Origin of the sequence: Lentzea sp. JNUCC 0626, assembly GCF_043632865.1 — a bacterium.
GTDB lineage: Bacteria > Actinomycetota > Actinomycetes > Mycobacteriales > Pseudonocardiaceae > Lentzea.
This window is the reverse complement of record NZ_CP171635.1, coordinates 3,612,985-3,635,047: the sequence shown is the minus strand read 5'-3', so window position 1 is coordinate 3,635,047 and position 22,063 is coordinate 3,612,985. Positions and strand designations below refer to the sequence as shown.

Below are 22,063 nucleotides of genomic sequence, written 5' to 3'. Positions count from 1 at the left end.
CCTGGCGGCACGGCCGGACGACCCACGTACGACTCCGGTATGCGGGCCGTCCGGCCGCACCACCAGGAACCACCTCAGGCGCGCCTCTCATCGAACCCGGACTTCGACACAGGCCCTGCCGGGAAGCACCTGAGCTCCGCTCGTGTTCGTATGTGACATGGGCGACTTGAGGGTGGAGCTTTCGGCGAAACGGGTCCGCGCGTACTTCGGCGGCGAGCTGGTCGCGGACACGACCGAGCCGCGCCTGGTGTGGGAGATTCCGCACTACCCGCAGTACTACGTGCCGTTGGCGTCTGTGCGCGCGGAGCTGAAGCCGGCGGGGGAGGACGGCGTGTTCGACGTCGTCACGCGGGGCGGAACGGCGGCGGGCGCCGCGAAGACGTTCTCGGACTCCGACGACCTGCGCGACCTGGTCCGGTTCGACTTCGGGGCGATGGACGAGTGGCTCGAGGAGGACGAGCCGATCTACGTCCACCCGCGTGACCCGTACAAGCGCGTCGACGTCCTGGCCAGCTCACGGCACGTGCGGGTGGCGTTGAACGGGGTGACGCTGGCGGCCTCCGCGCAGCCGCGGATCCTGTTCGAGACGAGCCTTCCACCGCGCTACTACCTGCCGTTGAGCGACGTCCGGTTCGATCTGCTCAGGCCTTCCGCGACCCGGACGCAGTGCCCGTACAAGGGGACCGCCGACTACTGGTCCGTCGAGGTCGGCGGGGTCGTGCACGACGACCTGGTCTGGATCTACCGGTCGCCGCTGCCGGAGAGCCAGAAAGTCGCCGGCATGGCCTGCTTCTTCAGCGAGAAGGTCGACCTCTTCATCGATGGCGAGCTCCAGGCTACGCCGGAAACTCCCTGGTCAAAGCTCACGGACAGCGAGTCCTAGTTCACACACTGCAAACTTGCAGTGACTGCAAAAAGGTACGTATCGTTGCCCCCGTGAACCAGCCGGGGGAGAGCCTGCGCGACCGCAAGAAGCGACGGACGCGTGCCGCGCTCGAGCGGGCGACCGTGCGTCTCGCCGCCGAGAGGGGCTACGACCACGTCACCGTGGAGGAGATCGCCGCCGAGGCCGACGTGTCGGTGCGGACGTTCTTCAACTACTTCGCGAGCAAGGACGAGGCGCTCATCGGCGCGGACCCCGAGGCGGGCCCGCGGATGGCCGAGCGCATCACGTCGGCCGCGGACGAGGTCCCGCCCTTCGAGGCGTACCGGTCGTCGGTGCTCGCCGAGATCACCGAGGAGCTGAACAACGCACGCGACCTGTGGCTGCTGCGCAAGGAAGTCCTGATGCAGCGGCCGGACCTGCTGGTCCGCGCGTTCGCCAACAGCGCCGAGTCCGAACAGCTGCTCAGCGCGGCCGTCGCCGCACGGGCCGGGCTTCCCGAGTCCGACCTGTACCCGCGGCTGATCGTGCACGCGGGCAGCGCCGCGTTCCGGTGCGCCGTGACGCGCTGGGCCCACGACGACAGCCTCTCGCTGGGGGCTCTCGTCGCGGAGGCGTTCGACCTGTTCGGCACCGGGCTGGCTCACGTACCGAGTCGTTCCGAAGGGGGATCATGAGCACCGAAGCAGAAGTGACACCGGTCCACAGCAAACGCGAGGTCGTCCAGGCCCTGTGGGGCCTGATGATGGGCATGTTCGTCGCCATCCTCGCGGGCACCGTCGTGTCGAACGCGCTGCCGCGCATCGTCGCGGACCTGCAGGGCTCGCAGTCGGTGTTCGCGTGGATCGTCACGACCGAGCTGCTCGCGATGACCGCCACCGTCCCGTTGTGGGGCAAGCTCGCCGACCTCTACAGCCGCAAGCTGCTGATCCAGGCGTCGCTCAGCCTGTTCGTCGTCGGCTCGCTGATCGCGGGCTTCTCGCAGAACATCGAGATGCTCATCGTCAGCCGCGTTGTGCAGGGCCTCGGCGCCGGTGGCGTCACGGCCCTCGCGACGATCGTGATGGCCGCCATGATCCCGCCGCGCGAGCTGGGCAAGTACTCGGGCATGTTCGGCGCCGTCTTCGGCGTCGGCACGGTCGCGGGCCCGCTGATCGGCGGCGTGCTGGTCGACACCTCGTGGCTTGGCTGGCGCTGGTGCTTCTTCGTCGGCATCCCGTTCACCCTGGCCGCGATCTTCATGCTCCAGCGCACGCTGAACCTCCCGGTGGTGCGCAAGGAGGAGACGAAGATCGACTACCTGGGCGCGTTCCTCATCGTGTCCGGCGTGTCGACTCTGCTGATCTGGTCGTCGCTGGCGGGCCAGAAGTTCGAGTGGGCGTCGGGCTGGACCGCGGGCCTGGTGTCGCTGGGCGTGCTGCTGCTGGTCGCCGCCGTTCGCGTCGAGGCCACCGCGCACGACCCGATCGTGCCGCTGTCGATCTTCCGCAACCGCACGGTGTCGCTGACCACGATCGCCAGCGCCCTGGTCGGTGTGGCGATGTTCGGTGGCACGGTGTTCCTGTCGCAGTACTTCCAGCTCTCGCTGGGCAAGACGCCGACCCAGGCCGGCCTGCTGGGCCTGCCGCTGATCTTCGGCCTGCTGATCTCGTCCACAGTGGCCGGTCAGCTGATCACGAAGTACGGCAAGTGGAAGGCGTTCCTGGTCTCCGGCGGTGTCGTGATGGTCGGTGGCATGCTGCTGCTGTCCACGATCACCGCGCAGACGACGGTGTTCATGGTGTCCGTGCACATGTTCGTGCTCGGCGTCGGCGTCGGTCTGCTGATGCAGAACCTGGTGCTGGCGGCGCAGAACGACGTGCCGGCCAAGGACCTCGGTGCGACGACCTCGACCTTGACGTTCTTCCGCTCTTTGGGTGGTGCGATCGGCGTCTCGGCGCTGGGCGCGGTGCTGGCCAACAAGGTCTCGTCGCTGGCCGCCGAGAAGTTCGGTGACATGGGTGGCGGCGCGAGCGGCCACCAGGTGCCGGACCTGTCGGTGCTGCCGCCCGAGGTCCGGGCCGTGATCGCCGACATCTACGCGACGGCGACCGCGGAGATCTTCCTGGTGGGCGCGCCGTTCGCGGTGCTGGCGTTGCTCGCGGTGGTGTTCATCAAGGAGAAGCCGCTCAAGGAGACGAGCGGGGACGACCGGCTGGCGGCGGAGATGGCCGCCGGTCACTGAGTCCCGAGTTCAGAGTTCGGGTACCCGGTCGCTCGCGGCCGGGTACCTGCCGTTCTCCAGGCGGAAGACGTACGCGCGGAGGTCGGCTTCGAGGTCGCCGGCCAGGTAGGCGAGGAAGTCGCGGCCGCCCTCTGCCGCGTCGGGCTCGTCCGAGCGGGTCCCGGCCGTCCACTCCGCGATCAGTTCGGTGATGTGCTCGACGACCTTGTCCCGGTCGTGCCACCAGGCGCGGACGGCCCCCGGCGTCCACCGCTCGTCGCCGTCGTCCGCGTAGCCGTCCAACGGGTCCTGCTCGCCCGCCTCCCGGACGCTCTGGATCTCGTCGGGCGTCCTGGGCTGGCGGTAGATGAACTCGTTCTGGTACCGGCCGCCGTACAGGACGTGGCGCGGTGCGTGCAGACGTCCGGTCCAGCACGTGTCGGTGTCCCCTGTGTAGAAGGGCCCCGGCACGTTCAGCCAGTGCTTCGCCGCCCACTTCTCGTCGCTCACCCCACCCATGATCCCTGACTTTGGTCAGGGGTCGGCCCTGTCCTTCGGGTCGGGTTTCCCCGCGCGCTGATCCATACGTTCATCCGCATGATCTCCTGGGGCGCAGCGCTCACGCTGCTGGTGACCACGTACATGGGCGAGGCCTCGATTCCGGGCATGGCCGTCGCCATCACCAAGGACGACCAGATCGTCTCGGTGCAGGGCTTCGGCCACGACTCGACCGGCGCGCCGATCACGGGCAGGACCAAGATGCCGATCGCGTCGGTCAGCAAGTCCTTCACCGCGCTGGCCGTCCGGCAACTCGCCGACGCGGGCAGGCTCGACCTCGACCAGCCGGTGTTCGGCTCGAAGGTCACGACGCGCAACCTGCTCAACCACAAGTCCGGCATCAGCGACAAGACGTTGAAGGAGAAGAGCCTCCCGCAACCGAACAGTCCACAAGAGGCAGTCGAGCGAGCCGAGGAAGTGCTCCGCACCACCGTCCCCGACGACCAGTTCCGGTACAACAACACGAACTACCACCTGCTCGCGCGCGTGGTCGAGGAGGCGTCGGGCGAGAACTTCAACGCATATCTCAAGAAGCACGTCTTCGAGCCGCTCGACATGCGCGACACGACCGCGATCGACGTGACGCCGCGCGACCTGCCGCCGGACTACCCCAAGGGCTTCGGCTACGCCTACGGGTTCGACGTGCCGCTCACCGAACCCGACAGGTTCGTCACGGGCTCGGACGGGGTGATCACCACGGGCGACGACATGGCGAAGTGGCTCGCCGCGCAGCCGAAGCTCAAGCCGCAGGAGGGCATGGGCTGGGTGGACGACGACCAGGGACGGTTGCGGCACAACGGGATCTGGTTCACCGGCACGTCCGGGCAGCTGCTCACGAAGGACGGCTACGGCATCGCGGTGCTGTCCAACAGCGGGTTGACGCTCGGCAACGACGGCACCTACCTGCTGGAGAACGGGATCGCGGACGTCGTCGCGGGCCGGACGCCGCCGGAGCCCGAGTCGTACCGGCTGCTGATCGACCTCGTGCTGGCAGGCCTCACGCTGCTGTCGATCGGGCTCGGCGTGCGGGCGCTGCGGAGGCCGCGCAGGTTCCACAAGGCGTGGCAGGTGCTGAGGTTCGTGCCGCTCGCAGTGCTGTTGACGATGACGACGACCATCGGGGTGCTGTACGGCGGGCGCGACATCACGTTCGGTCAACTGATGCACTATTCGCTGCCGCTTGTGGTGTGGTTGGGCGTGTCCAGCGTGATGAACCTGAGCGTGGCGGTGGTGCGGTGGAGGCGGTGAGGACGGCGGCGCTCGCCGGGTGCGTGGCGGCCGCGGTCGTGACGTCGTTCGCGATGGACAGCGGTGTGCCGCCCTGGACGGCTGCGGTGTGGTTGCCGTTGTTCGGGATCTCGTTCCTGCTTGGGCGTCGGACCAGGTCGCATTGGCCGGCGGTGGTGTTCGCGGGTGGTGCGGCCGGTGGGGTGACCGGGGTCGTGCTGGTCGGGGTGACGGTGGCGGTGCCGTGGTTCCTCGGGCGGACCGGGTATCAGCAGGCCGCGCTCGCCAGGGCCGAGGTCGAGGCCGCTCACCTGCGGGAACGCACCCGCATCGCGCACGAGGCGCACGACTCGCTCGGCCACGAGCTCAGCCTGCTCGCGTTGCAGGCGGGCGCGCTGGAGATGACGGTGCCGCCCGAGCACCAGCGGGCGGCGGCCCAGCTCCGCGAGACGGCATCCCAAGCCACGGAACGCCTGGCAGCACTGGTGTTCCTGCTGCGCGACGGCGAACCGGCCGCGCTCACGAGCCTGCGCGACCTGGTCGAGCGGGCGACCGAGGCGGGCATGGTCGTCGAGTTCACCGTCGACGGCGACCCACCCTCCACAGTGGAGCGCACCGTGCATCGGATCGTCCAGGAAGGACTGACGAACGCGGCCAAACACGCGCCACGAGCGGAAGTCCGGATCAGGGTGACGTCGGCCGACGGCAGCACGGTGGTGGAGATGAGCAACGACGTCGGCGGGCGCAGGGGAGCGGGCAGCAGACTCGGCCTCGTGGCGCTGGGCGAACGGGTGCGGATCGCGGGCGGTACGCTCCGGACCAGTCGGCACGACGGCCGGTTCGAGCTCGTCGCGACGGTGCCGCACACGGGGGAACGGTGATCCGGGTACTGCTCGCGGACGACGAGGCGATGGTGCGCGCGGGCGTGCGCGCCATCCTCGGCGCCGACCCCGCCATCGAGGTCGTCGCCGAGGCGGAGGACGGCCGCGACGCCGTCGACAAGGCGCTCAAACACCGCCCCGACGTGACGTTGCTCGACGTCCGGATGCCCCGCCTCGACGGCCTGGACGCCGCCGCCGAACTCGCGAAACTCGGCTTCGCGGTGGCGATCCTGACGACCTTCAACGACGACGGCTACCTGGAACGCGCGCTCGACGGCGGCGCGAAGGGGTTCCTGCTCAAGTCGGGTGACCCGCGCGAGTTGATCGCCTGCGTGCACGCACTGGCGTCCGGTGGCGCCTACCTCGCGCCGAAGGTGGCGGCCCGGATGATCACGAGCTTCCGGGGCGGCCGGACGAGCCACGCGCGCACCCAGGTCGACGGGCTCACCGCACGCGAACGCGACGTGCTGAAGCTCCTCGGCCAGGGCCTGTCGAACGCGCAGATCGCCCGGCGGCTGGACCTGGTCGAGGGCACGGTGAAGGGGCACGTGAGCGCGATCCTGGGCCGCCTGGGCGCGGAGAACCGGGTCCAGGCGGCCATCGTGGCCCACGAGGCGGGGCTGACCGGAAGCTAGAACGGGAAGTGGCCGTGCTCCGAAGCCACGGTCACCCACCGGGTCGCCGAGAACGCCTCCAGCCCCCACCGGCCGCCGAACCTGCCGTACCCGCTCGACTTCACCCCGCCGAACGGCGCCTGCGGCTCGTCGTCCACCGTCTGGTTGCCGACGTGCACGATGCCGGTCCGGATCCGTTGCGCGAGACCGAGTCCGCGCCGCGAGTCCTCGGTCAGGATGCCGGCGGTCAGCCCGTGCTCGGTGTCGTTGGCGATCGCCACGGCCTCGTCGTCGTCGGCCACCGGCACGACCACCACGGCCGGTCCGAAGATCTCGTCGCGGAACACCCGCATCGACGGCGTGACCTCGTCCAGCACGGTCGCGCCGCCGTTGCCACCGGCCCGCACCCGCGCACCCGCGGCCACGGCCTCGTCCACCAGCGCGGCCACCCGTGATGCCGCGCGCGGGTTGATCACCGGGCCGATCACGGTGCCGGGGTCGGCGGGATCGCCGTGCGGCAGGGAACCCACCTTGGCCGCGAGCTTCGCGGTGAACTCCTCGGCGACGGAGCGGTGCACCAGGATGCGGTCGGTCGACATGCAGATCTGCCCGGCGTTGTGGAACGAGCCGAACGTCGCCGCGTCCACCGCGTGGTCGAGGTCGGCGTCGTCCAGCACCAGCAACGAGTTCTTGCCGCCGAGTTCCAGCACGGCGGGCTTGAGGTGTTGTGCCGCCAGGGTTCCGACGATCCGCCCGACCTCGGTGGAGCCGGTGAAGTTGACCGCCCGCACGCGCGGGTCGGTGATCAGCGCCTCGGCCACCGCGGCGGCGTCGGCGGGCGCGTTCGTCACGACGTTGAGGACACCGGCGGGCAGTCCTGCCTCGTGCAGGACGTCCGCGATCAGCAACCCGGCCGCGATCGGCGCGTCCTCGCTGGGCTTGAGCACCACGGTGTTGCCGGCGGCGAGGGGCGCGGCCACGGCGCGGGTGCTGAGGATGACCGGCGCGTTCCACGGCGCGAACGCCGCCACGACGCCGAGGGGTTCCCGGACGGCCAGGGACAGCTGGCCCGGCGCCTCGGTGGTGAGCACCTCGCCGATGGGCTGGGTGACGGCGGCGGCCGCCTCGCGCAGCACGTTGGCCGCGAGCATCACGTTGAACCCGGCCCAGCCGCCGACGCCGCCGACCTCGGCGGCCATGAGCGCGACGACCTCGGCCGTGCGCGCCTCCAGGCCGTCGGCGGCGCGGAGCAGGATGCCGCGTTTCACCGACGGTGAGGTCGCGGCCCAGCCTGCGAAGGCCGCCTGAGCCGCGTCGACGGCCCGCGTGACGTCGGCGGGACTGCCCGCGGCGACGACGGCGTGGACCTCGCCGGTGAAGGGGTTGAGGTCGTCGGTGGTGCGGCCGTCCAGCGCCGGAACGCTGTCGCCGCCGATGAAGAGCTCACGAGTTTCGCTTGCCACGGCACGGATTCAAGCGGCATCGGGGCTGCTCAGCCAACCCCGGCTTCCGGTGGGTGGAAACTGGGCTCGAGCATCCGGGCGATGCCGCGCGACGCCACCTGCAGTGCCGCGACCAGCCGGGCACGGACGTTGCGCAGGTCCGGCACCACGATCCCGAGTGCCGCCACGACGTGCCCTTCGACCTCGACCGGCACCGCCACGCTGCACGCCCCGAGCGTCATCTCCTCGAACGTCTGCGCGTACCCGTCGCGGCGGATCCGGTGCAGCTGCGCGCGCATCCGTCCCGGTTCGGTGACCGTGAACGCCGTGATGCGCGTCAGGCCGTGTGCGAGCACCTCCTCCTGCACCTCCGCCGGGGCGTGCGCGAGCAACACCTTCCCGACCCCGGTGGAGTGCAACGGCAACCTGCTGCCCGTGCTGCTGACGATCGGCACCGACGCGTGCCCCGACACGCGGTCGAGGTACAGCACCTCTGTTCCTTCGCGCACGGCCAGGTGCACCACCGCGCGCGTGGCGGCGTGGATGTCGTGCAGGAACGGCTCCGCGACCCGGCTCAGGTCCACCTCGCCCGCCGCGAGCAGACCGAGCCGCCAGATCCGCCGCCCGATCACGTACTCGCCGGAGTCGAGCCGCCGCACCGCGCCCCACTCGGTGAGCTCGGCCAGCAGCCGGTGCGTGGTGCTGACCGGCAGGCCGCACCGCCGGGCGATGCCGCTCAGGGTCTGGCGGCGGTGCCTGCTGTCGAACGTGCCGAGCAGCGACAGCAGCTTCGAGGACACCGTGGCGGACATCCGGTTGATTCTGCCCCCTTCGCGGAAACCGGACGAGACGACCGGACTCGACCTAGGATCCGATGAATGGCCGCGACTCCGGAAGGCAAGCTGCGTGCCCTGCACCGGGCACTGGCCGCGCGACCCGGCGAACCCGTGCTGTTCGCCGACCTGATCCGCGAGGTCTGGGGCGACCAGCCGCCCGCGGGCCCGTTGCCCGCCCTGCGCACCCTGGTCATGCGGCTGCGCCGGGCCGTCCCCGACGAGATCGTCACCGACGCCTCGGGCTACCGGCTGCGGATCCGCACGCCCGGCCCGTGCCAGCTGCCCGCCGACCTGCCGGACTTCGTCGGCCGCGAACGCGAACTCGCGCGCCTGGAACACCGGAGCCGGGTCGCGATCACCGGCCCGCCCGGCGTCGGGAAGACCGCGCTGGCCGTGCGGCTCGCGCACCGGTTGCGGGAGCGGTACTTCGACGGCCAGCTCTACGTGAACCTGCGGGCGTTCGCGGCGGCACCGCCGGTCACCGCGCAGCAGGCGCTCGGCGGCTTCCTGCGGGCGCTCGGCGTGCCGCAAGCGGGGATCCCGGCGGAACTCGACGCGCAGGCCGAGCTCTACCAGCAGAAGCTCGCCGACAAGAAGGTGCTGGTCGTGCTCGACAACGCGGTCGAGGACCTGGTCGAACCGCTGCTGCCGCGCGAACCGGACTGCCTGGCGATCATCACGAGCCGCAACGACCTGCCCGATCAGCTGCGGCTGGGCGTGCTCGCGGACGACGACGCGCACGCGTTGCTGGAGGGCATGCGGGTGCAGGGGTCGCCTGAGGACCACGCCGAGCTCGTGCGGTTGTGCGCGCACCTGCCGCTCGCGTTGCGCATCGCCGGGGCGAACGCGGCGCACGGTCACATCGAGGACTACCTGCAAGAACTGCGCGGCGACCGGCTCGACGGGCTGGAGATCGACGGCGACACGGCCGTGCGCGCCGCGTTCGGGCTGTCGTACCGGACGTTGAGCACCGGGGCGAAGAGCGTGTTCCGGCGGCTCGGGTTGCAGCCGGGCGCGGACATCGGACTCGACGCGTCCACCGCGCTCGCGGGCCACGACCCCGAACCGCAGCTCGACGAGCTCGTGAACGCCGGACTCGTCGACCACGTGGGCGTTCGCTATCAGCTGCACGACCTCATCAGGTTGTTCGCCGCAGACGCCGCCTACGACGACGACCGGGCCGCATTGCTGGACATGTACGGGTGGTACCTGAGGACGGCGCACAACGCCGTGCTGAAGATCGTGCCCGAGACGAGCCTCATGACCGACCCGGACCTCGACGGGCCGAGCCTGCGGTTCGCGGACCGCGACGAGGCGGCCGAGTGGCTGGAGTCCGAACACGCCAACCTCGTCGCCGTCGCGGTGGCCGCGCCGTCGCCGTACGCACAGCAGCTCGCCGACGCCCTGCGGATCTACCTCCACATCGGCCGGTTCGAGTCGGACAAGGCGCTGGTGTTCCAGGCGGGACTGCGCACGGCGCGCGACGCCGGGGACGCGGTCGGGCAGTGCGCCTCGCTCTTCGGCCTGGGCATGTCCAAGTGGACGCGCGGCGCGTACTCCGACGCGCTGGAGGACTTCGCCGAGGCGCTGAGGTTCGCCCAGACGCCGTTCGCGGTGGCGTCGATCAGGAACTCGGCCGGGCTCGTGCACCTGGAGATGGGAGAGGGGCGCGAGGCCGAGGAGAACCTCAAGGCGGCGCTGGAGATCCGTCGCCAGATCGGTGACGAGCGCGGCATCGGCAGCACCCTGACGAACCTCGGCATCGTTCATGGCATGCGCGGCGACCTGCGCCTCGCGGCCGAGTACTTCCAGGAGTGCAAGGAGATCTGCGAACGGCTCGGGTTGCTCAACCTGCTCGCGGTCGCCCTGGACAACGTCTCCGTCGCCTGGTTCGAACTGGGCGAGCTGGATCTCGCGCTGGAGGCGAGCCACGACTCGGTGCGCCTGCACACGACCCAGGACCAGCAACGCGCGCTCGCCAACGCGCTGGCCACGCTCGCTCGGGTGCACGCCGAACGCGGTGAGATCGACGAAGGTCTCGCGGTGGCGGCCAGGTGCTTCGAGGTCGCGAAGGACGCCGAACACCCCAAGGCCCGCATCGACTGCCTGGTCGCGATGGCGGTGCTGGCACCCGGCGACGCGCGGCGGTACGCGGAGGAGGCGGTCGAACTGGGCCGCGAGATCGGCTACGGGCCCGGAGTGATCACCGCGTCGATCCTGCTCGCCCGCGCCACCGCCTCCGTCGAGCTGATCGACGAGACGCTCGGCACGATCCACGAGACCGACAGCCTGATGGACCTCTCCCGCGCGCTGCTCGTGCGCGCCCAGCTCACCGGGTCCGTCCACACGGCACACGAGGCGCTGGCCGCCGCCGAGGAGCGGGGTCAGGGGAAAGTCGCTGCCGACGCGCGGGAGTTGCTGGTAACACTGGGCTCGTGACGTATCTGGGTGAGGGCTGGGACAGCACGGCGGTCCTGGTCGACGGGTGGGTGCAACGGCGGCCGCGGCGGGCGGAGATCGGCCCGCAGCTGCTGCGCGAGACCGTGGTGATGCCGTGGCTCGCGCCGTTGTTGCCGTTGCCCGTGCCGGTGCCGGAGGTCGTGTCCGAGGACCCGGTGGTCGTGCGGCACGAGCTGGTGCCGGGTGAGGAACTGGTGGCGCTCAACGTTTTCCAGGGTCGTCAGCTGGGGGAGTTCCTGCGCGCGCTGCACGCCGTGCCCGTCCACGAGGCTGCTTCGAGGGGCGTCGGACCTATGCCGTTGCCCGTCGACCGGTTCCGGGCCGAGGTCCGGGTGCCCGGCGGTGAGGAGCTGCTCGCGCGGATCGACGGCCTGCCCGTCGACACGCTCGTGCACGGCGATCTCGGCCCCGAACACGTGCTGGGCCGCGCCGGCGTGCTGACCGGGGTGATCGACTTCGGCGACCTGCACGTCGGCGACGCGGCGATCGACCTCGCCTGGGCGCTGCACTCGACCCCGCCGGAGTTCGCCGCGGCGCTCGCCGAGGCTTACGGAGTCACGTCCGAACTGAGGGAACGGGCGTCGCTCTGGCACCAACTGGGGCCGTGGCACGAAGTCCTCCACGGCAACGACATCGGCGATCCGGAAGTCGCTGAGATTGGTCTGGCTGGAGTACTCGAACGCCTGAAACTCGGGTAACCGGAGGCAGACAAGCCACTCCCCGCAAGGAGGACGAGATGCCCTGGGTTCGCCGGCACCGCCGCAGCCGTCCCTACAGCTGGTTCGGTTCCACCACGGTCCGCAGCCACTACCGCAGGCCGGCCAATTCGAAGTGGATCCTCCTCGCGGTCGCCATCGCCGTGATCGTGCTGCTCATCGCGTTGTTCTGAGGGTAGGGTCGGGGTCATGGGACAGTTGGGTGAGTTGTTCCCGGGCCCCAAGGTCCGGCGCGAGGCGACGGACGCGGGCACCGGCGAGGACTACGAGGAGACCGGTCCGCTCGACCTCACGGCCGGTGCCGTGACGTTGCGGCCGCGGCCCAAGCCCGCGCCGAAACCGGAGCAGACCGACAGCACCGAGTGATCATCGGTACTACGCTGTGCCGGTGCTCGCCGGCCTGCTGTTCCTCATCCCCGCCACGTTCTTCGTCGTCGGGATGGTCCGTGATCGCCGGAGGCTGAGCAACGCCATCTGGCTCGGCGTCACGCTGGTGATGCTGCTGCTGTTGCTCGCCGAGGCTGGGCGCGACAACCCGGTGGTGAGCCTGCCGCTGCTGCTGGCGTTCCTGCTCGCGTTGCTCGGGCTGTTCCTGCTGCCGCTCGCGTTGCTGGCCAACGGCGTGGTGATGCTGCGCCGCGAGGGCAGGTCGCTCGGCAACCTGCTGTCGTTGCTCGCGGGCCTCGCGCTCCTCGGCGAGATGGTCTACTTCGGCTGGGGGGTTCTCCAGCCCAACGACTGGATCCGCGGCTCCGCGATCGGGTTGTTCCTGGTGTCGGCCTACATCGCGTTCCTGTTCGTGAGCCTGCTGCTGTACTCGGTGGTCTACGGCCGCACCGGCCGCCGCCACGGGTTCGACGGGATCGTGGTGCTCGGCGCCGGTCTGATCGGCGACCGCGTGCCCAAGCTGCTCGCGAACCGGCTCGACCGCGGGATGCGCCTGTACTGGCGCGAACGCGAGGCGGGCCGCGAACCGGTGATCGTCGTGACGGGCGGGCAGGGCGCGGACGAGCAGGTGTCCGAGGCGTTCGCGATGCGGCAGTACCTGCTCGAACGCGACGTGCCCGACGCCGACGTGGTGATGGAGGACCAGGCGACCACGACCGAGGAGAACCTCCGCTACAGCAAGGCGTTGCTCGCCGAGCGGGGTCTCCACGGCCGGGTCGTCGCGGTCACGAACAACTACCACGTGTTCCGCACCGCCGTGCTCTCCCGCAACCAGGGCCTGCGGTTGCAGGTCATCGGCGCGCCCACGGCCTGGTACTTCGTGCCGAGCGCGTTCCTGCGGGAGTTCGTGGCGCTGCTGGTGCGCAACCCCGTCGTGCACGGCCTGGCGTGCGCCGTGCTGATGGCGGGCGGGCTCGCGCTGACCCAGATCGGGTAGCTACTTCAGGAGTTCCCTCATCTCGGTGATCTCCTTCTGCTGACCGTCGATGATGGCCTGGGCGAGCTTCTTGGCGTTCTCGTCCTCGCCGTCGGCGAGTTCCTTCTTCGCCATCTCGACCGCGCCTTCGTGGTGCTCGATCATCATGTCGAGCCACATGCGGTCGAACTCGGCGCCGCTGGCCTTCTCCAGCCCCGCCGCGTCGTGGCCCTGGTGTTCGTCCTTCGCGGCGGTGGCTCCCCATTGCTTGAGCCAGTCGTTCATCTGCGTGATCTCAGGACCCTGCGCGTCCTCGATGCGTTGCGCGAGGGCTCGGACCTTCTCGTCACTGCTGCGGGACGGCACGAGCTTCGCCATGTCCAGCGCCTGCTGGTGGTGAGGGATCATCTGCTGTGCGAACTCGACGTCCGCAGGACTGTTCGCGGGACCACCGCAGGCAGCTAGCACGAGCATGCCGACGACAGCCCCGATGAGGGACTTCTTCACTTCAGGTCTTCTCTCTGCGTTTGTGGACAGTGCCGAGTGGACTGAGGCGAACTCAGTTCCGCAGCACGCAGAGGGACGTGAGGAGCTGTCTGCCGCCCGGTGGCGGACGTTGCGGAGTGCTCAGCGGCGCTTCCGCGAGCGGCGCGGCGAGCCGGGGGAGTGCCGTCCTGACCAGGAACCAGCCCAGCAGCACGACCGCGGCGGCGACCAGGACCGCGAGGCACAGGTGCAGCAGGTCGTGCTCGTGCGGCTGTTCGGGTTCCTGCTGGTGGGAGACCGTGTGCTCGGCGTGCGGAGTTTCCGCCGCTGCGACATGGTGCATACCGACGACGGCGAAGACGAGCGCGCACAGCAACACCCACTGGGTGAGCCGGTGCGTCGCCATGTGACACACCCTACGGGGGTATGCCTTGATACGGATACCCCCTAGGGGTATGGTTCGGCTCGACTTCGGGGAAGAGGAGGCGCGACATGGACCACCACGCACCGGCGAGCCTGACCAGGCAGGCGATTTCGGCGACGCTGCACTGCCTCACCGGCTGTGCGATCGGCGAGGTGCTCGGCATGGTCATCGGCACGGCGCTGGGCTGGGGCAACCTCGCCACGATCGTGCTGGCCGTGGTGCTCGCCTTCATCTTCGGCTACTCGCTGACGATCCGCCCGGTGCTGCGGTCCGGCCTCGCGTTCAAGGCGGCCCTGGGGGTCGCGCTCGCGGCGGACACCGTGTCGATCGCGGTCATGGAGATCGTCGACAACGGCGTGATGCTGCTGGTTCCCGGCGCGATGGACGCGGGTCTCGGCAACTGGGTGTTCTGGGCGGCGCTGGCGTTCTCGCTGGCCGTGGCGTTCGTCGTGACGGTGCCGGTGAACCGGTGGATGATCGCGCGTGGCAAGGGCCACGCGGTTGTTCACCAGCACCACCACTGACTCCCTCGTTCCGGCGGGTCAGGCGCGGCTGAAGGTCATCACCCAGTTCTCGGCCCAGGTCGCGCCGCCGTCGTAGGAGAACCGCTGCCGCCAGGTGGGCCGGTCGCCGGTCGTCCAGTCGAACCGCACCTTCACCTCGTGCCCGCCGACGACGTCGTCGCCGAAGAAGACGCCGTGCCCGTCGGTGAACCTGCCCTCGAGCGGCGGGTCGAGGTGCCCCGGCGCACGGGTGGAGGCCCACCAGATGCGCCACACGTCGTCCGCCGGGTCGTACTGGCGCAGGGTCATGCCCTCCCAGCCGTCGGCGAAGAAGCTGTCGATGATGGCGGCGCCGCCCAGCAACGGCCTGGCCTCGCACTCCGCCTCGAACTCGACCCACTCGGAGCCGCGTCCGACGATGTCGGCGATCTTGCGGTTGGCCACGTGCCACCGGCCGTGGAAGAAGTCGAAGTCGCTTGCGCTCATGGCCCCGACGCTAGGAGCCATCACTGACAAGAAGTGTCAGTGATGGCGAATATTGCAGGTAGACGCCCTCGGTACCGGTTGCGGAGCGGATAAAGCTCCCATAACGGGTCAACGTTGTCGTGTGATCAACTGTTGACCTAAAGGTCTGGACCATTTTACCGTTCCCGGCAGTGGCCGCCGCCCTAGCCAGGAGGTCCTTCCCTTGCGACTGCTCGCCAGAGTGGTCCCGGTGCTAGCCCTGCTAGCCGGGACCGTGATAGCCGTGACCAACGCACCGACCGCAGCCGCAGCCCACGAGGACTGCCGGCCGGACGGGCTGTACAAGACGCCGGGTGTCGAATCGCCGTACTGCACGGCCTACGACACCGCCGGGCGCGAGAAGATGGGTGACAAGTCCAGACGCGTCATCGGGTACTTCACCAGCTGGCGGACCGGCAAGAACGGTCAGCCGGGGTACCTCGCCAAGGACATCCCCTGGAACAAGGTCACGCACCTGAACTACGCGTTCGCGCACATCGACGCCCAGAACAAGATCTCGGTCGGGGCGAACGACGCGAACAACCCTTCCATCGGCATGGAGTGGCCGGGAGTGGCGGGTTCCGAGATGGACCCGTCGCTGCCCTACAAGGGGCACTTCAACCAGCTCACCAAGTTCAAGAAGACCAACCCGAACGTCAAGACGCTGATCTCGGTCGGCGGCTGGGCGGAGACCGGAGGCTTCTTCAACGCCGACGGCACGCGCAACGCGTCGGGCGGCTTCTACAAGCTCGGCCAGAACCAGGCCGCGATCGACACGTTCGCCGACAGCACCGTCGAGTTCCTGCGCAAGTACGGCTTCAACGGCGCTGACATCGACTACGAGTACGCGACGTCGAACAACCACGCCGGCAACCCGGACGACTTCTGGATCTCCAACGCGAACCGCGCCACGCTGTGGGCCGGTTACGAGAAGATCATGAAGACCCTGCGCGAGAAGCTCGACCGCGCCGGTGCCGCCGACGGCAAGCACTACCTGCTGACCGCCGCCGTGCCCGCCTCGGGCTGGCTGCTGCGCGGCCAGGAGGCCTACCAGGTCACCCGCTACCTCGACTACCTCAACGTCATGAGCTACGACCTGCACGGGTCGTGGAACCAGTTCGTGGGCCCGAACGCGGCGCTCTACGACGACGGCAAGGACGCGGAACTCGCGGCCGGTGGCGTGTACGGCGCCGGGCAGTACGAGGGCATGGGCTACCTGAACACCGACTGGGCGTACCACTACTTCCGCGGCGCGATGCAGGCCGGACGCATCAACATCGGCGTGCCGTTCTACTCGCGCGGCTGGCAGGGCGTCACCGGTGGCACGAACGGCCTGTGGGGCAAGGCCCCGCTGCCGAACCAGTCGCAGTGCCCGCCCGGCACGGGTTCGTCGGTCGGCTCGACCACGCCGTGCGGCAACGGCGCGGTCGGCATCGACAACGTCTGGCACGACGTCACGGCCGGTAGCGCCGAGGTGCCGTCGGGCGCCAACCCGTTGTGGCACACCAAGAACCTCGAAGCCAAGATCACGCCGTCGTACCTCTCGCAGTACGGCCTGGACCCGGTCAACGACCCGACCGACCGCCTCACCGGCACGTACACGCCGTACTACGACTCGACGCTGAAGTCGCCATGGCTGTGGAACAACGACAAGAAGGTGTTCCTCTCCACCGAGACCGAGCAGTCGATCGCGGAGAAGGCCAAGTACGTCAAGGACAAGGGCCTCGGCGGCATCATGATCTGGGAGCTGGCCGGCGACTACCGGTTCAACTCCGCCAAGAACGAGTGGTTCATGGGTGACACGCTGCTGTCGACCATCAACACCGGTCTGAACGGCGCTGCCCCGTACGGCAACCTGAAGGCGTCGACGCAGCAGTCTCAGGTGCTGGCCGTGGACGTCGACGTGTACGGCTTCGCGCTGGGCGACAACAACTACCCGATCACCCCGAAGATCAAGTTCACGAACCGTTCCACGGTCACCATCCCCGGTGGCACGAAGATCGCGTTCGACTACGGCACCAGCGCTCCCGGCAGCATGGCCGACCAGTCCGGCTTCGGGCTCCGCATCGTCTCCAAGGGACACAGCGGCGCGAACGTCGGCGGCATTCGCGGCGACTTCCAGAAGGCGGAGCTCACGCTGCCGTCGTGGCAGTCGCTCGCACCGGGCGCGTCGATCGAGGTGACCGTCAGCTACCAGCTGCCGATCGCCTCGCCGTCGAACTTCGTCTTCACCTTCGGCGGTCAGTCGTACGCGATCAGCGCCGACTACCCGCGCATCGGTGGCGGCACGACGCCGACCTCGACCACCACGACGACTCCGACCTCCACCACGACCACGACGACGACCACCACCACGACCACCACTACGACGACGACCACGCCTCAGACGTGCGCGTTGCCGGCGTGGGATCGCGGCAAGGTCTACGTGGGCGGCAACGAGGTGTCGCACAAGGGCCGCAAGTGGCGGGCCCAGTGGTGGACGACGGGCGAGGAGCCCGGCACCACCGGCGAGTGGGGCGTCTGGCGTGACCAGGGTGCCTGCTAGTTCGTAGCTCTGACCGGGCGCGGGTGCTAGTGCCGCGCCAGCCAACCTCCGCCGCGTCTTCGACGCCCAGCAGGTCACCTCGCGGCACCGGCCCCGCGCCCCGGTACAACCAGTACAGGGACGCGGGGCCGGCACCACGATGCGACCGTCTGAACGCCGAATACGAGGCAAAGGCCGACTGACGCGGCACTAGGCTGTCTCTCGTGACCGCCCAGGACCCGCGCCTGCAGGAACTCCTGCTGCTCCGCAAGGTGCGCGACAGGATCGACCGCGAGTACCGCCAGCCGTTGGACGTGGCGGCGCTGGCTCGTGGTGTGCACCTGTCGGCGGGCCATCTCTCCCGCGCGTTCCGCGCGGCGTTCGGCGAGTCGCCGTACAGCTACCTGATGACCCGCCGGATCGAGCGGGCCATGACGTTGCTGCGCCGGGGTGACATGTCGGTCACCGACGTCTGCTTCGAGGTCGGCTGCACGTCGCTCGGCACGTTCAGCACCCGCTTCTCCGAGCTGGTCGGCATGTCGCCGAGTCAGTACAAGAAGACGGCGGCGGAGGACGGCCAGGGCATCCCGAACTGCCTGGCCAAGGCCGTGATGCGGCCGATCAGGAATCGAGAAGCGGCGACCGGTCCGTCCGATTAGGTTGGCCGCATGTCAGTCATCATCGCCGCGGCCTTCCTGCCCGCAGACGACCCCGAGAAGTCCCTCGGCTTCTTCCGCGACGCGCTCGGCTTCGAGGTCCGCCAGGACGTCGGCCAGGGCACCATGCGCTGGATCACCGTGGGCCCGCCCGACCAGCCGGAGACCGGCATCGTCCTGCACCCGCCGGCCGCCGACCCCGGTGTGAGCGACGAGGAACGCCGCACGATCGCCGTTCTCATGGCGAAAGGCGTCTACACGGCGTTGTCGCTCGCGTCGAAGGACCTGCAGGGCACGTTCGACAAGGCCCGCACGTGGGTCGAGCAGACCGGGTTCGGCGAGGTCCTGCAGGAGCCGGAGGACCAGCCGTGGGGTGTGCGCGACTGCTCGTTCCGCGACCCGGCGGGCAACCTGGTGCGCATCAACCAGCTCTGACGGCGGTGGTCCGAGGCCGCGTGGCCTCGGACCACTGTTGGGTCACCGTGCCCGTGTGCCCTTGAGCTTCACCAGGTCCGACTCGCGCAGGTTCTCCTCGACCTTCAACGTCCCGGCGACCTTCCCGTCCGGGCGGCTCAGGTACGACTCGGTCGCGGACGGCCGTCCCACCAGCGAGAACCGCAGCTGCCCGGTCAGTCCCGCGGTGTCGAGCGCGCTGGTGTCGTGGAACGCCCGCAGCATCCCGTCGCGGGTGAGGTCCTTCTTCTCGCAGGCCTTCTCCAGCACTGAGACGAACGCCATCGCGACGGTGAACCCGTGCACCGTGTTCAGCGATCCCGGCTCGCCCGGCCACCGTTCCTCGTAGCCGGCGCGCAACTGGCGGACGCCCTCGGCGTCGGCGCTCCACGGGGCGACCGGCGAGGTCAGCAGCACCTGCTTGGCGAACACGGCCGCGACCGGCGACTGCATCATCACCGGGTCGTAGCTGACCGCGCTCGACAGGATCGGCACGGTCCAGCCGAGTTGCGCGGCGATGCCCACGGCGGCGGCGGTCTGCGGCGGGGTCAGGCTGAGCACCAGGACCTTCGCGCCCGCTGTTTTCAGGGCGGTGATCTGCTCCGTCAGGTTCGCGGTCGCCTCGGTGACCGCCTGCTCGGACACCTTCATGTTCCAGCTCTCGCCGACGAACCGGGTGCCTTCGAGGGCGTTGTCGCCGAAGCTGCCGCGCAGGTGCAGGTGGCCGATCGTGTCGCCGTCGGTGATGGCGCCCTGGCGCTTGTAGAAGTCCAGGCCGTTGATGACGTCGAGGTCGTAGGTGGTGCCGACGATCATCATGTGCGGGTTGCCGAGCAGCGAGGCGGCCCACGAGCTGGGTACGGTCAGCGCCCGCGTCTGCATCAGGTCCGGTTCGATCGCGGCGGTCATCGGCTGGCCGGTCACGTCGATGAATCCGAGCACCTGGGGTTCGAGCTCGAAATAGGCGTCCAGTGCTTTCTGGACGTCGTACGCGTGGTCCTTCTGCTTCAGTTCGATGCGCCGTCCGCACACGCCGCCGCGTTTGTTGACCTGGTCCAGATAAAGTTCATATCCGCGAATTCTGAGAACCGACGTTCCTTTGAACGGGCCGGTCATGTCGGTGAGCACACCGAGCGAGATCGATTCAGGGGACACCCCTGGACCAGTGCGAACGGTCTCGGCGTACTTCGGTTCGGAACCGCAGGCGGTGACCGCGCCGAGGAGCAGGACGGTGGACAAGAATAGATGACGAATAGACATTCCCGGCCCTGTCGCAGATGATTTCGGTCGGCGGTGAGGCGCAGTATTGAGCAGCGAGTCAGCGTTCGTCCAATTTTGTGTTCCGGAACACCTCGGGGTGGGTAATAGCTTCGATTACCGATGGAAAGTGCCGTCCGGGTACCTTGATCCGGTGCAGGAAGAACCCGTGTGGGACGAATGGCGCAGGCCCGGTCCGACGCCCCGGCAACGGCAGCGCGACATCGGCATCGCCGTCATCGTGCTGCTGTGCGCCATCGAGGTCACCGTGCTGGTCAACAGCATGGGCGCCTTCACGTACCGCAACCCGCCGAGCCTGCTCGTCCAGCTCCTCTGGGTGATCGCGCTGTCCGTGCCGCTGGTCGTGCGCCGCCGGTACCCGATGACCGTGATGCTCGTGGTGTCGGCGTTGTTCATCGCCGCGCAGATGAACCGCGTCGGCGACAACCTGGTGCCGTCCGCGATCCTGTTCTGCGCGATCTTCACCGTCGGCGCCTGGGGGCAGGACCGGCTGCGGGCGCGGTGGTCGCGCATCGGTGTGATCGTCGCGATGTTCCTGTGGCTCGGCTTCAACCTCGTGCGCGCGTTGCTCGGCCCCAAGGACGAGTTCGAGGACGCCGCCGGACCGATGGACCCGGTGCTCGCGTCCGTCGTTTATGGACTCGAGTTCAACGTCTTCTTCTTCCTGTTCGCCTACGTGGTGGGCGAGATGGCGTGGTCGGGTGCCCGCCGCCGCGCGCAGCTGGAGTTCCAGGCCGAGGAACTGCGCCTCTCGCAGGAGCAGAACACCCGCGGCGCCATCGCCGCCGAACGCATGCGCATCGCCCGCGACCTGCACGACGTCGTCGCGCACCACGTGTCCGTCATGGGCATCCAGGCCGGCGCCGCTCGTCGGGTGCTGGACTCGGATCCCGCGTTGGCCCGCGACGCCCTGCAGACCGTCGAGCAAACGGCCCGCACCGCCATCAGCGAACTGCGCGGCCTGCTCGGCGTCCTGCGCGCCGACGCCGACACGGACCTCAAAGCAGCCCCCGGCCTGGACGACCTGCCCGAACTGCTCGACAGCGCCCGCGCCGCGGGCCTGGAGGTCTCGCACAACGTGTACGGCGACGCGCGCGAGGTGCCGTCCGGCGTCGCGTTGTCGGCGTATCGCGTCGTGCAGGAAGCACTCACGAACGTGGTCAAACACGCCGACGCACACCACGTGGACGTGCGCATGCGTTTCCTGGAAAGCGCACTGGAGCTGGAAATCACCGACGACGGCCGTGGCCGCGCCACGCCCACAAACCCCGGTTTCGGACTCGTCGGCATGCGCGAACGTCTAGCCGTGCACGGCGGTTCGCTGGAAGCAGGCCCACGGCGTGAAGCGGGCTATCTGGTCCGTGCGTCACTGCCGACCGCGTTGGAGGAGAAGGCGTGAGCCTGCGAGTAGTGCTGGCCGACGACCAGGACCTGGTCCGCGCCGGTTTCCGCGTCATCCTCGGCACCGAACCCGGCATCGAGGTGGTCGGCGAGGCAGGCGATGGTGGCGAGGCCGTCGACCTGGTAGCCCGGCTGCGGCCCGATGTCGTGCTGATGGACGTCCAGATGCCGCGCATGGACGGCCTGGAAGCCACCCGGCAGATCCTTTCCGCAGGTCACGGCACCCGTGTCGTCATCCTGACCACGTTCGACCGCGAGGACTACCTCTTCGAGGCGTTGCAGGCGGGCGCGAGCGGCTTCCTGCTCAAGAACGCCTCCCCGGAAGACCTCGTGGAGTCCGTACGAGTCGTGGCCCGCGGCGACGCGTTGCTCTCGCCCGAGGTCACGCGCCGTGTGATCGCCCGCTTCAGCACGGCAGCACGCGAACGCACGCGCCCACCGGAGCTGACCGACCGTGAGTTCGAGGTGCTGGTGGAACTCGCCAAGGGCGCGTCGAACGCGGAGATCGCCGCGACCCTGTTCCTGGGGGAGACGACGGTGAAGACGCACGTGTCGCGCGTGCTGACGAAGCTCAACCTGCGGGACCGCACGCACGCCGTGGTGTTCGCCTACGAGAGAGGGATCGTCACGCCGGGCGGCTAACTTCGGGGT

24 protein-coding genes are annotated in these 22,063 nt (G+C 69.3%); 17 read left to right on the top strand and 7 right to left on the bottom strand.

Features of this window, described 5'->3' with window-relative positions; all coding sequences use genetic code 11:
• Window positions 1-157: 157 nt before the first annotated feature.
• Genes JNUCC0626_RS15325 through JNUCC0626_RS15315 form a run of 3 tightly spaced genes read left to right on the top strand, consistent with a single transcriptional unit; the run spans window position 158 to window position 3,107 of the window.
• The gene (locus JNUCC0626_RS15325; RefSeq protein WP_394620419.1) at window positions 158-883 is read left to right on the top strand and encodes a DUF427 domain-containing protein; all 726 of its coding nucleotides are present in this window, start codon (window positions 158-160) and stop codon (window positions 881-883) included.
• 53 nt (window positions 884-936) lie between these two features.
• The gene (locus JNUCC0626_RS15320) at window positions 937-1,560 is read left to right on the top strand and encodes a TetR/AcrR family transcriptional regulator (protein ID WP_394620418.1); all 624 of its coding nucleotides are present in this window, start codon (window positions 937-939) and stop codon (window positions 1,558-1,560) included.
• Complete coding sequence (locus tag JNUCC0626_RS15315; RefSeq protein ID WP_394620417.1) at window positions 1,557-3,107, top strand: MDR family MFS transporter; 1,551 nt, start codon at window positions 1,557-1,559, stop codon at window positions 3,105-3,107. The genes JNUCC0626_RS15320 and JNUCC0626_RS15315 overlap by 4 nt, the downstream gene beginning before the upstream one ends.
• Before the next feature lie 9 nt (window positions 3,108-3,116).
• Here the strand turns inward: JNUCC0626_RS15315 and JNUCC0626_RS15310 are convergent, their stop codons facing one another.
• On the bottom strand, window positions 3,117-3,596 hold the full coding sequence (locus tag JNUCC0626_RS15310) for a hypothetical protein (RefSeq protein ID WP_394620416.1): 480 nt from the start codon (window positions 3,594-3,596) through the stop codon (window positions 3,117-3,119).
• An 87-nt stretch (window positions 3,597-3,683) separates the two neighbouring features.
• Between JNUCC0626_RS15310 and JNUCC0626_RS15305 the strand changes: the two genes are divergently transcribed.
• Genes JNUCC0626_RS15305 through JNUCC0626_RS15295 form a run of 3 tightly spaced genes read left to right on the top strand, consistent with a single transcriptional unit; the run spans window position 3,684 to window position 6,387 of the window.
• Window positions 3,684-4,892, top strand: a complete 1,209-nt coding sequence (locus tag JNUCC0626_RS15305) for a serine hydrolase (protein WP_394620415.1) — start codon at window positions 3,684-3,686, stop codon at window positions 4,890-4,892.
• Window positions 4,880-5,752 carry a sensor histidine kinase gene (locus tag JNUCC0626_RS15300; protein WP_394620414.1) on the top strand — a complete coding sequence of 291 codons (873 nt, stop codon included), beginning with the start codon at window positions 4,880-4,882 and terminating at the stop codon, window positions 5,750-5,752. Before JNUCC0626_RS15305 ends, JNUCC0626_RS15300 begins: the two co-directional genes overlap by 13 nt.
• Complete coding sequence (locus JNUCC0626_RS15295) at window positions 5,749-6,387, top strand: response regulator (RefSeq protein ID WP_394620413.1); 639 nt, start codon at window positions 5,749-5,751, stop codon at window positions 6,385-6,387. The genes JNUCC0626_RS15300 and JNUCC0626_RS15295 overlap by 4 nt, the downstream gene beginning before the upstream one ends.
• On the opposite strand, the gene JNUCC0626_RS15290 is transcribed toward JNUCC0626_RS15295, so the two are convergent.
• Both JNUCC0626_RS15290 and JNUCC0626_RS15285 read right to left on the bottom strand, forming a co-directional pair.
• Window positions 6,384-7,829 carry an aldehyde dehydrogenase family protein gene (locus tag JNUCC0626_RS15290; RefSeq protein WP_394620412.1) on the bottom strand — a complete coding sequence of 482 codons (1,446 nt, stop codon included), beginning with the start codon at window positions 7,827-7,829 and terminating at the stop codon, window positions 6,384-6,386. The two genes, JNUCC0626_RS15295 and JNUCC0626_RS15290, sit on opposite strands and share 4 nt — an antisense overlap.
• Before the next feature lie 29 nt (window positions 7,830-7,858).
• Entirely contained in the window at window positions 7,859-8,620 is a 762-nt protein-coding gene (locus tag JNUCC0626_RS15285; RefSeq protein ID WP_394620411.1) for an IclR family transcriptional regulator, read from the bottom strand.
• Between the two features lie 66 nt (window positions 8,621-8,686).
• On the opposite strand from JNUCC0626_RS15285, the gene JNUCC0626_RS15280 reads away from it, so the two are divergent.
• Genes JNUCC0626_RS15280 through JNUCC0626_RS15260 form a run of 5 tightly spaced genes read left to right on the top strand, consistent with a single transcriptional unit; the run spans window position 8,687 to window position 13,204 of the window.
• Window positions 8,687-11,083 (top strand): tetratricopeptide repeat protein, encoded by a 2,397-nt coding sequence (locus JNUCC0626_RS15280; RefSeq protein ID WP_394620410.1) that lies wholly within the window; start codon window positions 8,687-8,689, stop codon window positions 11,081-11,083.
• On the top strand, window positions 11,080-11,802 hold the full coding sequence (locus JNUCC0626_RS15275) for a phosphotransferase (RefSeq protein WP_394620409.1): 723 nt from the start codon (window positions 11,080-11,082) through the stop codon (window positions 11,800-11,802). The genes JNUCC0626_RS15280 and JNUCC0626_RS15275 overlap by 4 nt, the downstream gene beginning before the upstream one ends.
• Before the next feature lie 38 nt (window positions 11,803-11,840).
• Complete coding sequence (locus tag JNUCC0626_RS15270; protein WP_382444792.1) at window positions 11,841-11,993, top strand: hypothetical protein; 153 nt, start codon at window positions 11,841-11,843, stop codon at window positions 11,991-11,993.
• A 16-nt stretch (window positions 11,994-12,009) separates the two neighbouring features.
• Window positions 12,010-12,186: a hypothetical protein gene (locus tag JNUCC0626_RS15265; protein WP_382444793.1), complete on the top strand. Its 177-nt coding sequence runs from the start codon at window positions 12,010-12,012 to the stop codon at window positions 12,184-12,186.
• A 22-nt stretch (window positions 12,187-12,208) separates the two neighbouring features.
• Window positions 12,209-13,204, top strand: coding sequence for a YdcF family protein (locus JNUCC0626_RS15260; RefSeq protein ID WP_394620408.1), 996 nt, complete (start codon window positions 12,209-12,211; stop codon window positions 13,202-13,204).
• On the opposite strand, the gene JNUCC0626_RS15255 is transcribed toward JNUCC0626_RS15260, so the two are convergent.
• Window positions 13,205-13,690 carry a DUF305 domain-containing protein gene (locus JNUCC0626_RS15255; RefSeq protein WP_394620407.1) on the bottom strand — a complete coding sequence of 162 codons (486 nt, stop codon included), beginning with the start codon at window positions 13,688-13,690 and terminating at the stop codon, window positions 13,205-13,207.
• 52 nt (window positions 13,691-13,742) lie between these two features.
• Window positions 13,743-14,075 carry a hypothetical protein gene (locus tag JNUCC0626_RS15250; protein WP_394620406.1) on the bottom strand — a complete coding sequence of 111 codons (333 nt, stop codon included), beginning with the start codon at window positions 14,073-14,075 and terminating at the stop codon, window positions 13,743-13,745.
• Window positions 14,076-14,161: 86 nt separating this feature from the next.
• Between JNUCC0626_RS15250 and JNUCC0626_RS15245 the strand changes: the two genes are divergently transcribed.
• Window positions 14,162-14,617: a DUF4396 domain-containing protein gene (locus tag JNUCC0626_RS15245; RefSeq protein ID WP_394620405.1), complete on the top strand. Its 456-nt coding sequence runs from the start codon at window positions 14,162-14,164 to the stop codon at window positions 14,615-14,617.
• Between the two features lie 18 nt (window positions 14,618-14,635).
• Here JNUCC0626_RS15245 and JNUCC0626_RS15240 read toward each other — a convergent pair whose 3' ends face one another.
• Window positions 14,636-15,082, bottom strand: a complete 447-nt coding sequence (locus JNUCC0626_RS15240; protein WP_394620403.1) for a hypothetical protein — start codon at window positions 15,080-15,082, stop codon at window positions 14,636-14,638.
• 262 nt (window positions 15,083-15,344) lie between these two features.
• Between JNUCC0626_RS15240 and JNUCC0626_RS15235 the strand changes: the two genes are divergently transcribed.
• From JNUCC0626_RS15235 to JNUCC0626_RS15225, 3 genes are all read left to right on the top strand, one after another.
• Window positions 15,345-17,645, top strand: coding sequence for a glycosyl hydrolase family 18 protein (locus tag JNUCC0626_RS15235; RefSeq protein ID WP_394620402.1), 2,301 nt, complete (start codon window positions 15,345-15,347; stop codon window positions 17,643-17,645).
• Window positions 17,646-17,848: 203 nt separating this feature from the next.
• Entirely contained in the window at window positions 17,849-18,283 is a 435-nt protein-coding gene (locus tag JNUCC0626_RS15230) for a helix-turn-helix transcriptional regulator (RefSeq protein WP_394620401.1), read from the top strand.
• 9 nt (window positions 18,284-18,292) lie between these two features.
• Window positions 18,293-18,715, top strand: coding sequence for a VOC family protein (locus JNUCC0626_RS15225; RefSeq protein WP_382444800.1), 423 nt, complete (start codon window positions 18,293-18,295; stop codon window positions 18,713-18,715).
• Window positions 18,716-18,757: 42 nt separating this feature from the next.
• Here the strand turns inward: JNUCC0626_RS15225 and JNUCC0626_RS15220 are convergent, their stop codons facing one another.
• Window positions 18,758-19,972 carry an ABC transporter substrate-binding protein gene (locus JNUCC0626_RS15220; RefSeq protein ID WP_394620400.1) on the bottom strand — a complete coding sequence of 405 codons (1,215 nt, stop codon included), beginning with the start codon at window positions 19,970-19,972 and terminating at the stop codon, window positions 18,758-18,760.
• A 172-nt stretch (window positions 19,973-20,144) separates the two neighbouring features.
• On the opposite strand from JNUCC0626_RS15220, the gene JNUCC0626_RS15215 reads away from it, so the two are divergent.
• Both JNUCC0626_RS15215 and JNUCC0626_RS15210 read left to right on the top strand, forming a co-directional pair.
• A complete protein-coding gene (locus JNUCC0626_RS15215; protein WP_394620399.1) occupies window positions 20,145-21,410 on the top strand; it encodes a sensor histidine kinase in 1,266 nt (421 codons plus the stop codon).
• On the top strand, window positions 21,407-22,054 hold the full coding sequence (locus tag JNUCC0626_RS15210) for a response regulator (protein WP_394620398.1): 648 nt from the start codon (window positions 21,407-21,409) through the stop codon (window positions 22,052-22,054). The genes JNUCC0626_RS15215 and JNUCC0626_RS15210 overlap by 4 nt, the downstream gene beginning before the upstream one ends.
• Window positions 22,055-22,063 lie beyond the last annotated feature (9 nt).

Bases quoted from the DNA above. Each gene is read 5' to 3' on its own strand.
- JNUCC0626_RS15245 (WP_394620405.1), top strand. From the start codon at position 14,162: ATGGACCACCACGCACCGGCGAGCCTGACCAGGCAGGCGATTTCGGCG.
- JNUCC0626_RS15250 (WP_394620406.1), bottom strand. From the start codon at position 14,075: ATGGCGACGCACCGGCTCACCCAGTGGGTGTTGCTGTGCGCGCTCGTC.
- JNUCC0626_RS15270 (WP_382444792.1), top strand. From the start codon at position 11,841: ATGCCCTGGGTTCGCCGGCACCGCCGCAGCCGTCCCTACAGCTGGTTC.
- JNUCC0626_RS15285 (WP_394620411.1), bottom strand. From the start codon at position 8,620: ATGTCCGCCACGGTGTCCTCGAAGCTGCTGTCGCTGCTCGGCACGTTC.
- JNUCC0626_RS15305 (WP_394620415.1), top strand. From the start codon at position 3,684: ATGATCTCCTGGGGCGCAGCGCTCACGCTGCTGGTGACCACGTACATG.
- JNUCC0626_RS15315 (WP_394620417.1), top strand. From the start codon at position 1,557: ATGAGCACCGAAGCAGAAGTGACACCGGTCCACAGCAAACGCGAGGTC.
- JNUCC0626_RS15325 (WP_394620419.1), top strand. From the start codon at position 158: ATGGGCGACTTGAGGGTGGAGCTTTCGGCGAAACGGGTCCGCGCGTAC.
- JNUCC0626_RS15280 (WP_394620410.1), top strand. From the start codon at position 8,687: ATGGCCGCGACTCCGGAAGGCAAGCTGCGTGCCCTGCACCGGGCACTG.
- JNUCC0626_RS15225 (WP_382444800.1), top strand. From the start codon at position 18,293: ATGTCAGTCATCATCGCCGCGGCCTTCCTGCCCGCAGACGACCCCGAG.
- JNUCC0626_RS15265 (WP_382444793.1), top strand. From the start codon at position 12,010: ATGGGACAGTTGGGTGAGTTGTTCCCGGGCCCCAAGGTCCGGCGCGAG.
- JNUCC0626_RS15240 (WP_394620403.1), bottom strand. From the start codon at position 15,082: ATGAGCGCAAGCGACTTCGACTTCTTCCACGGCCGGTGGCACGTGGCC.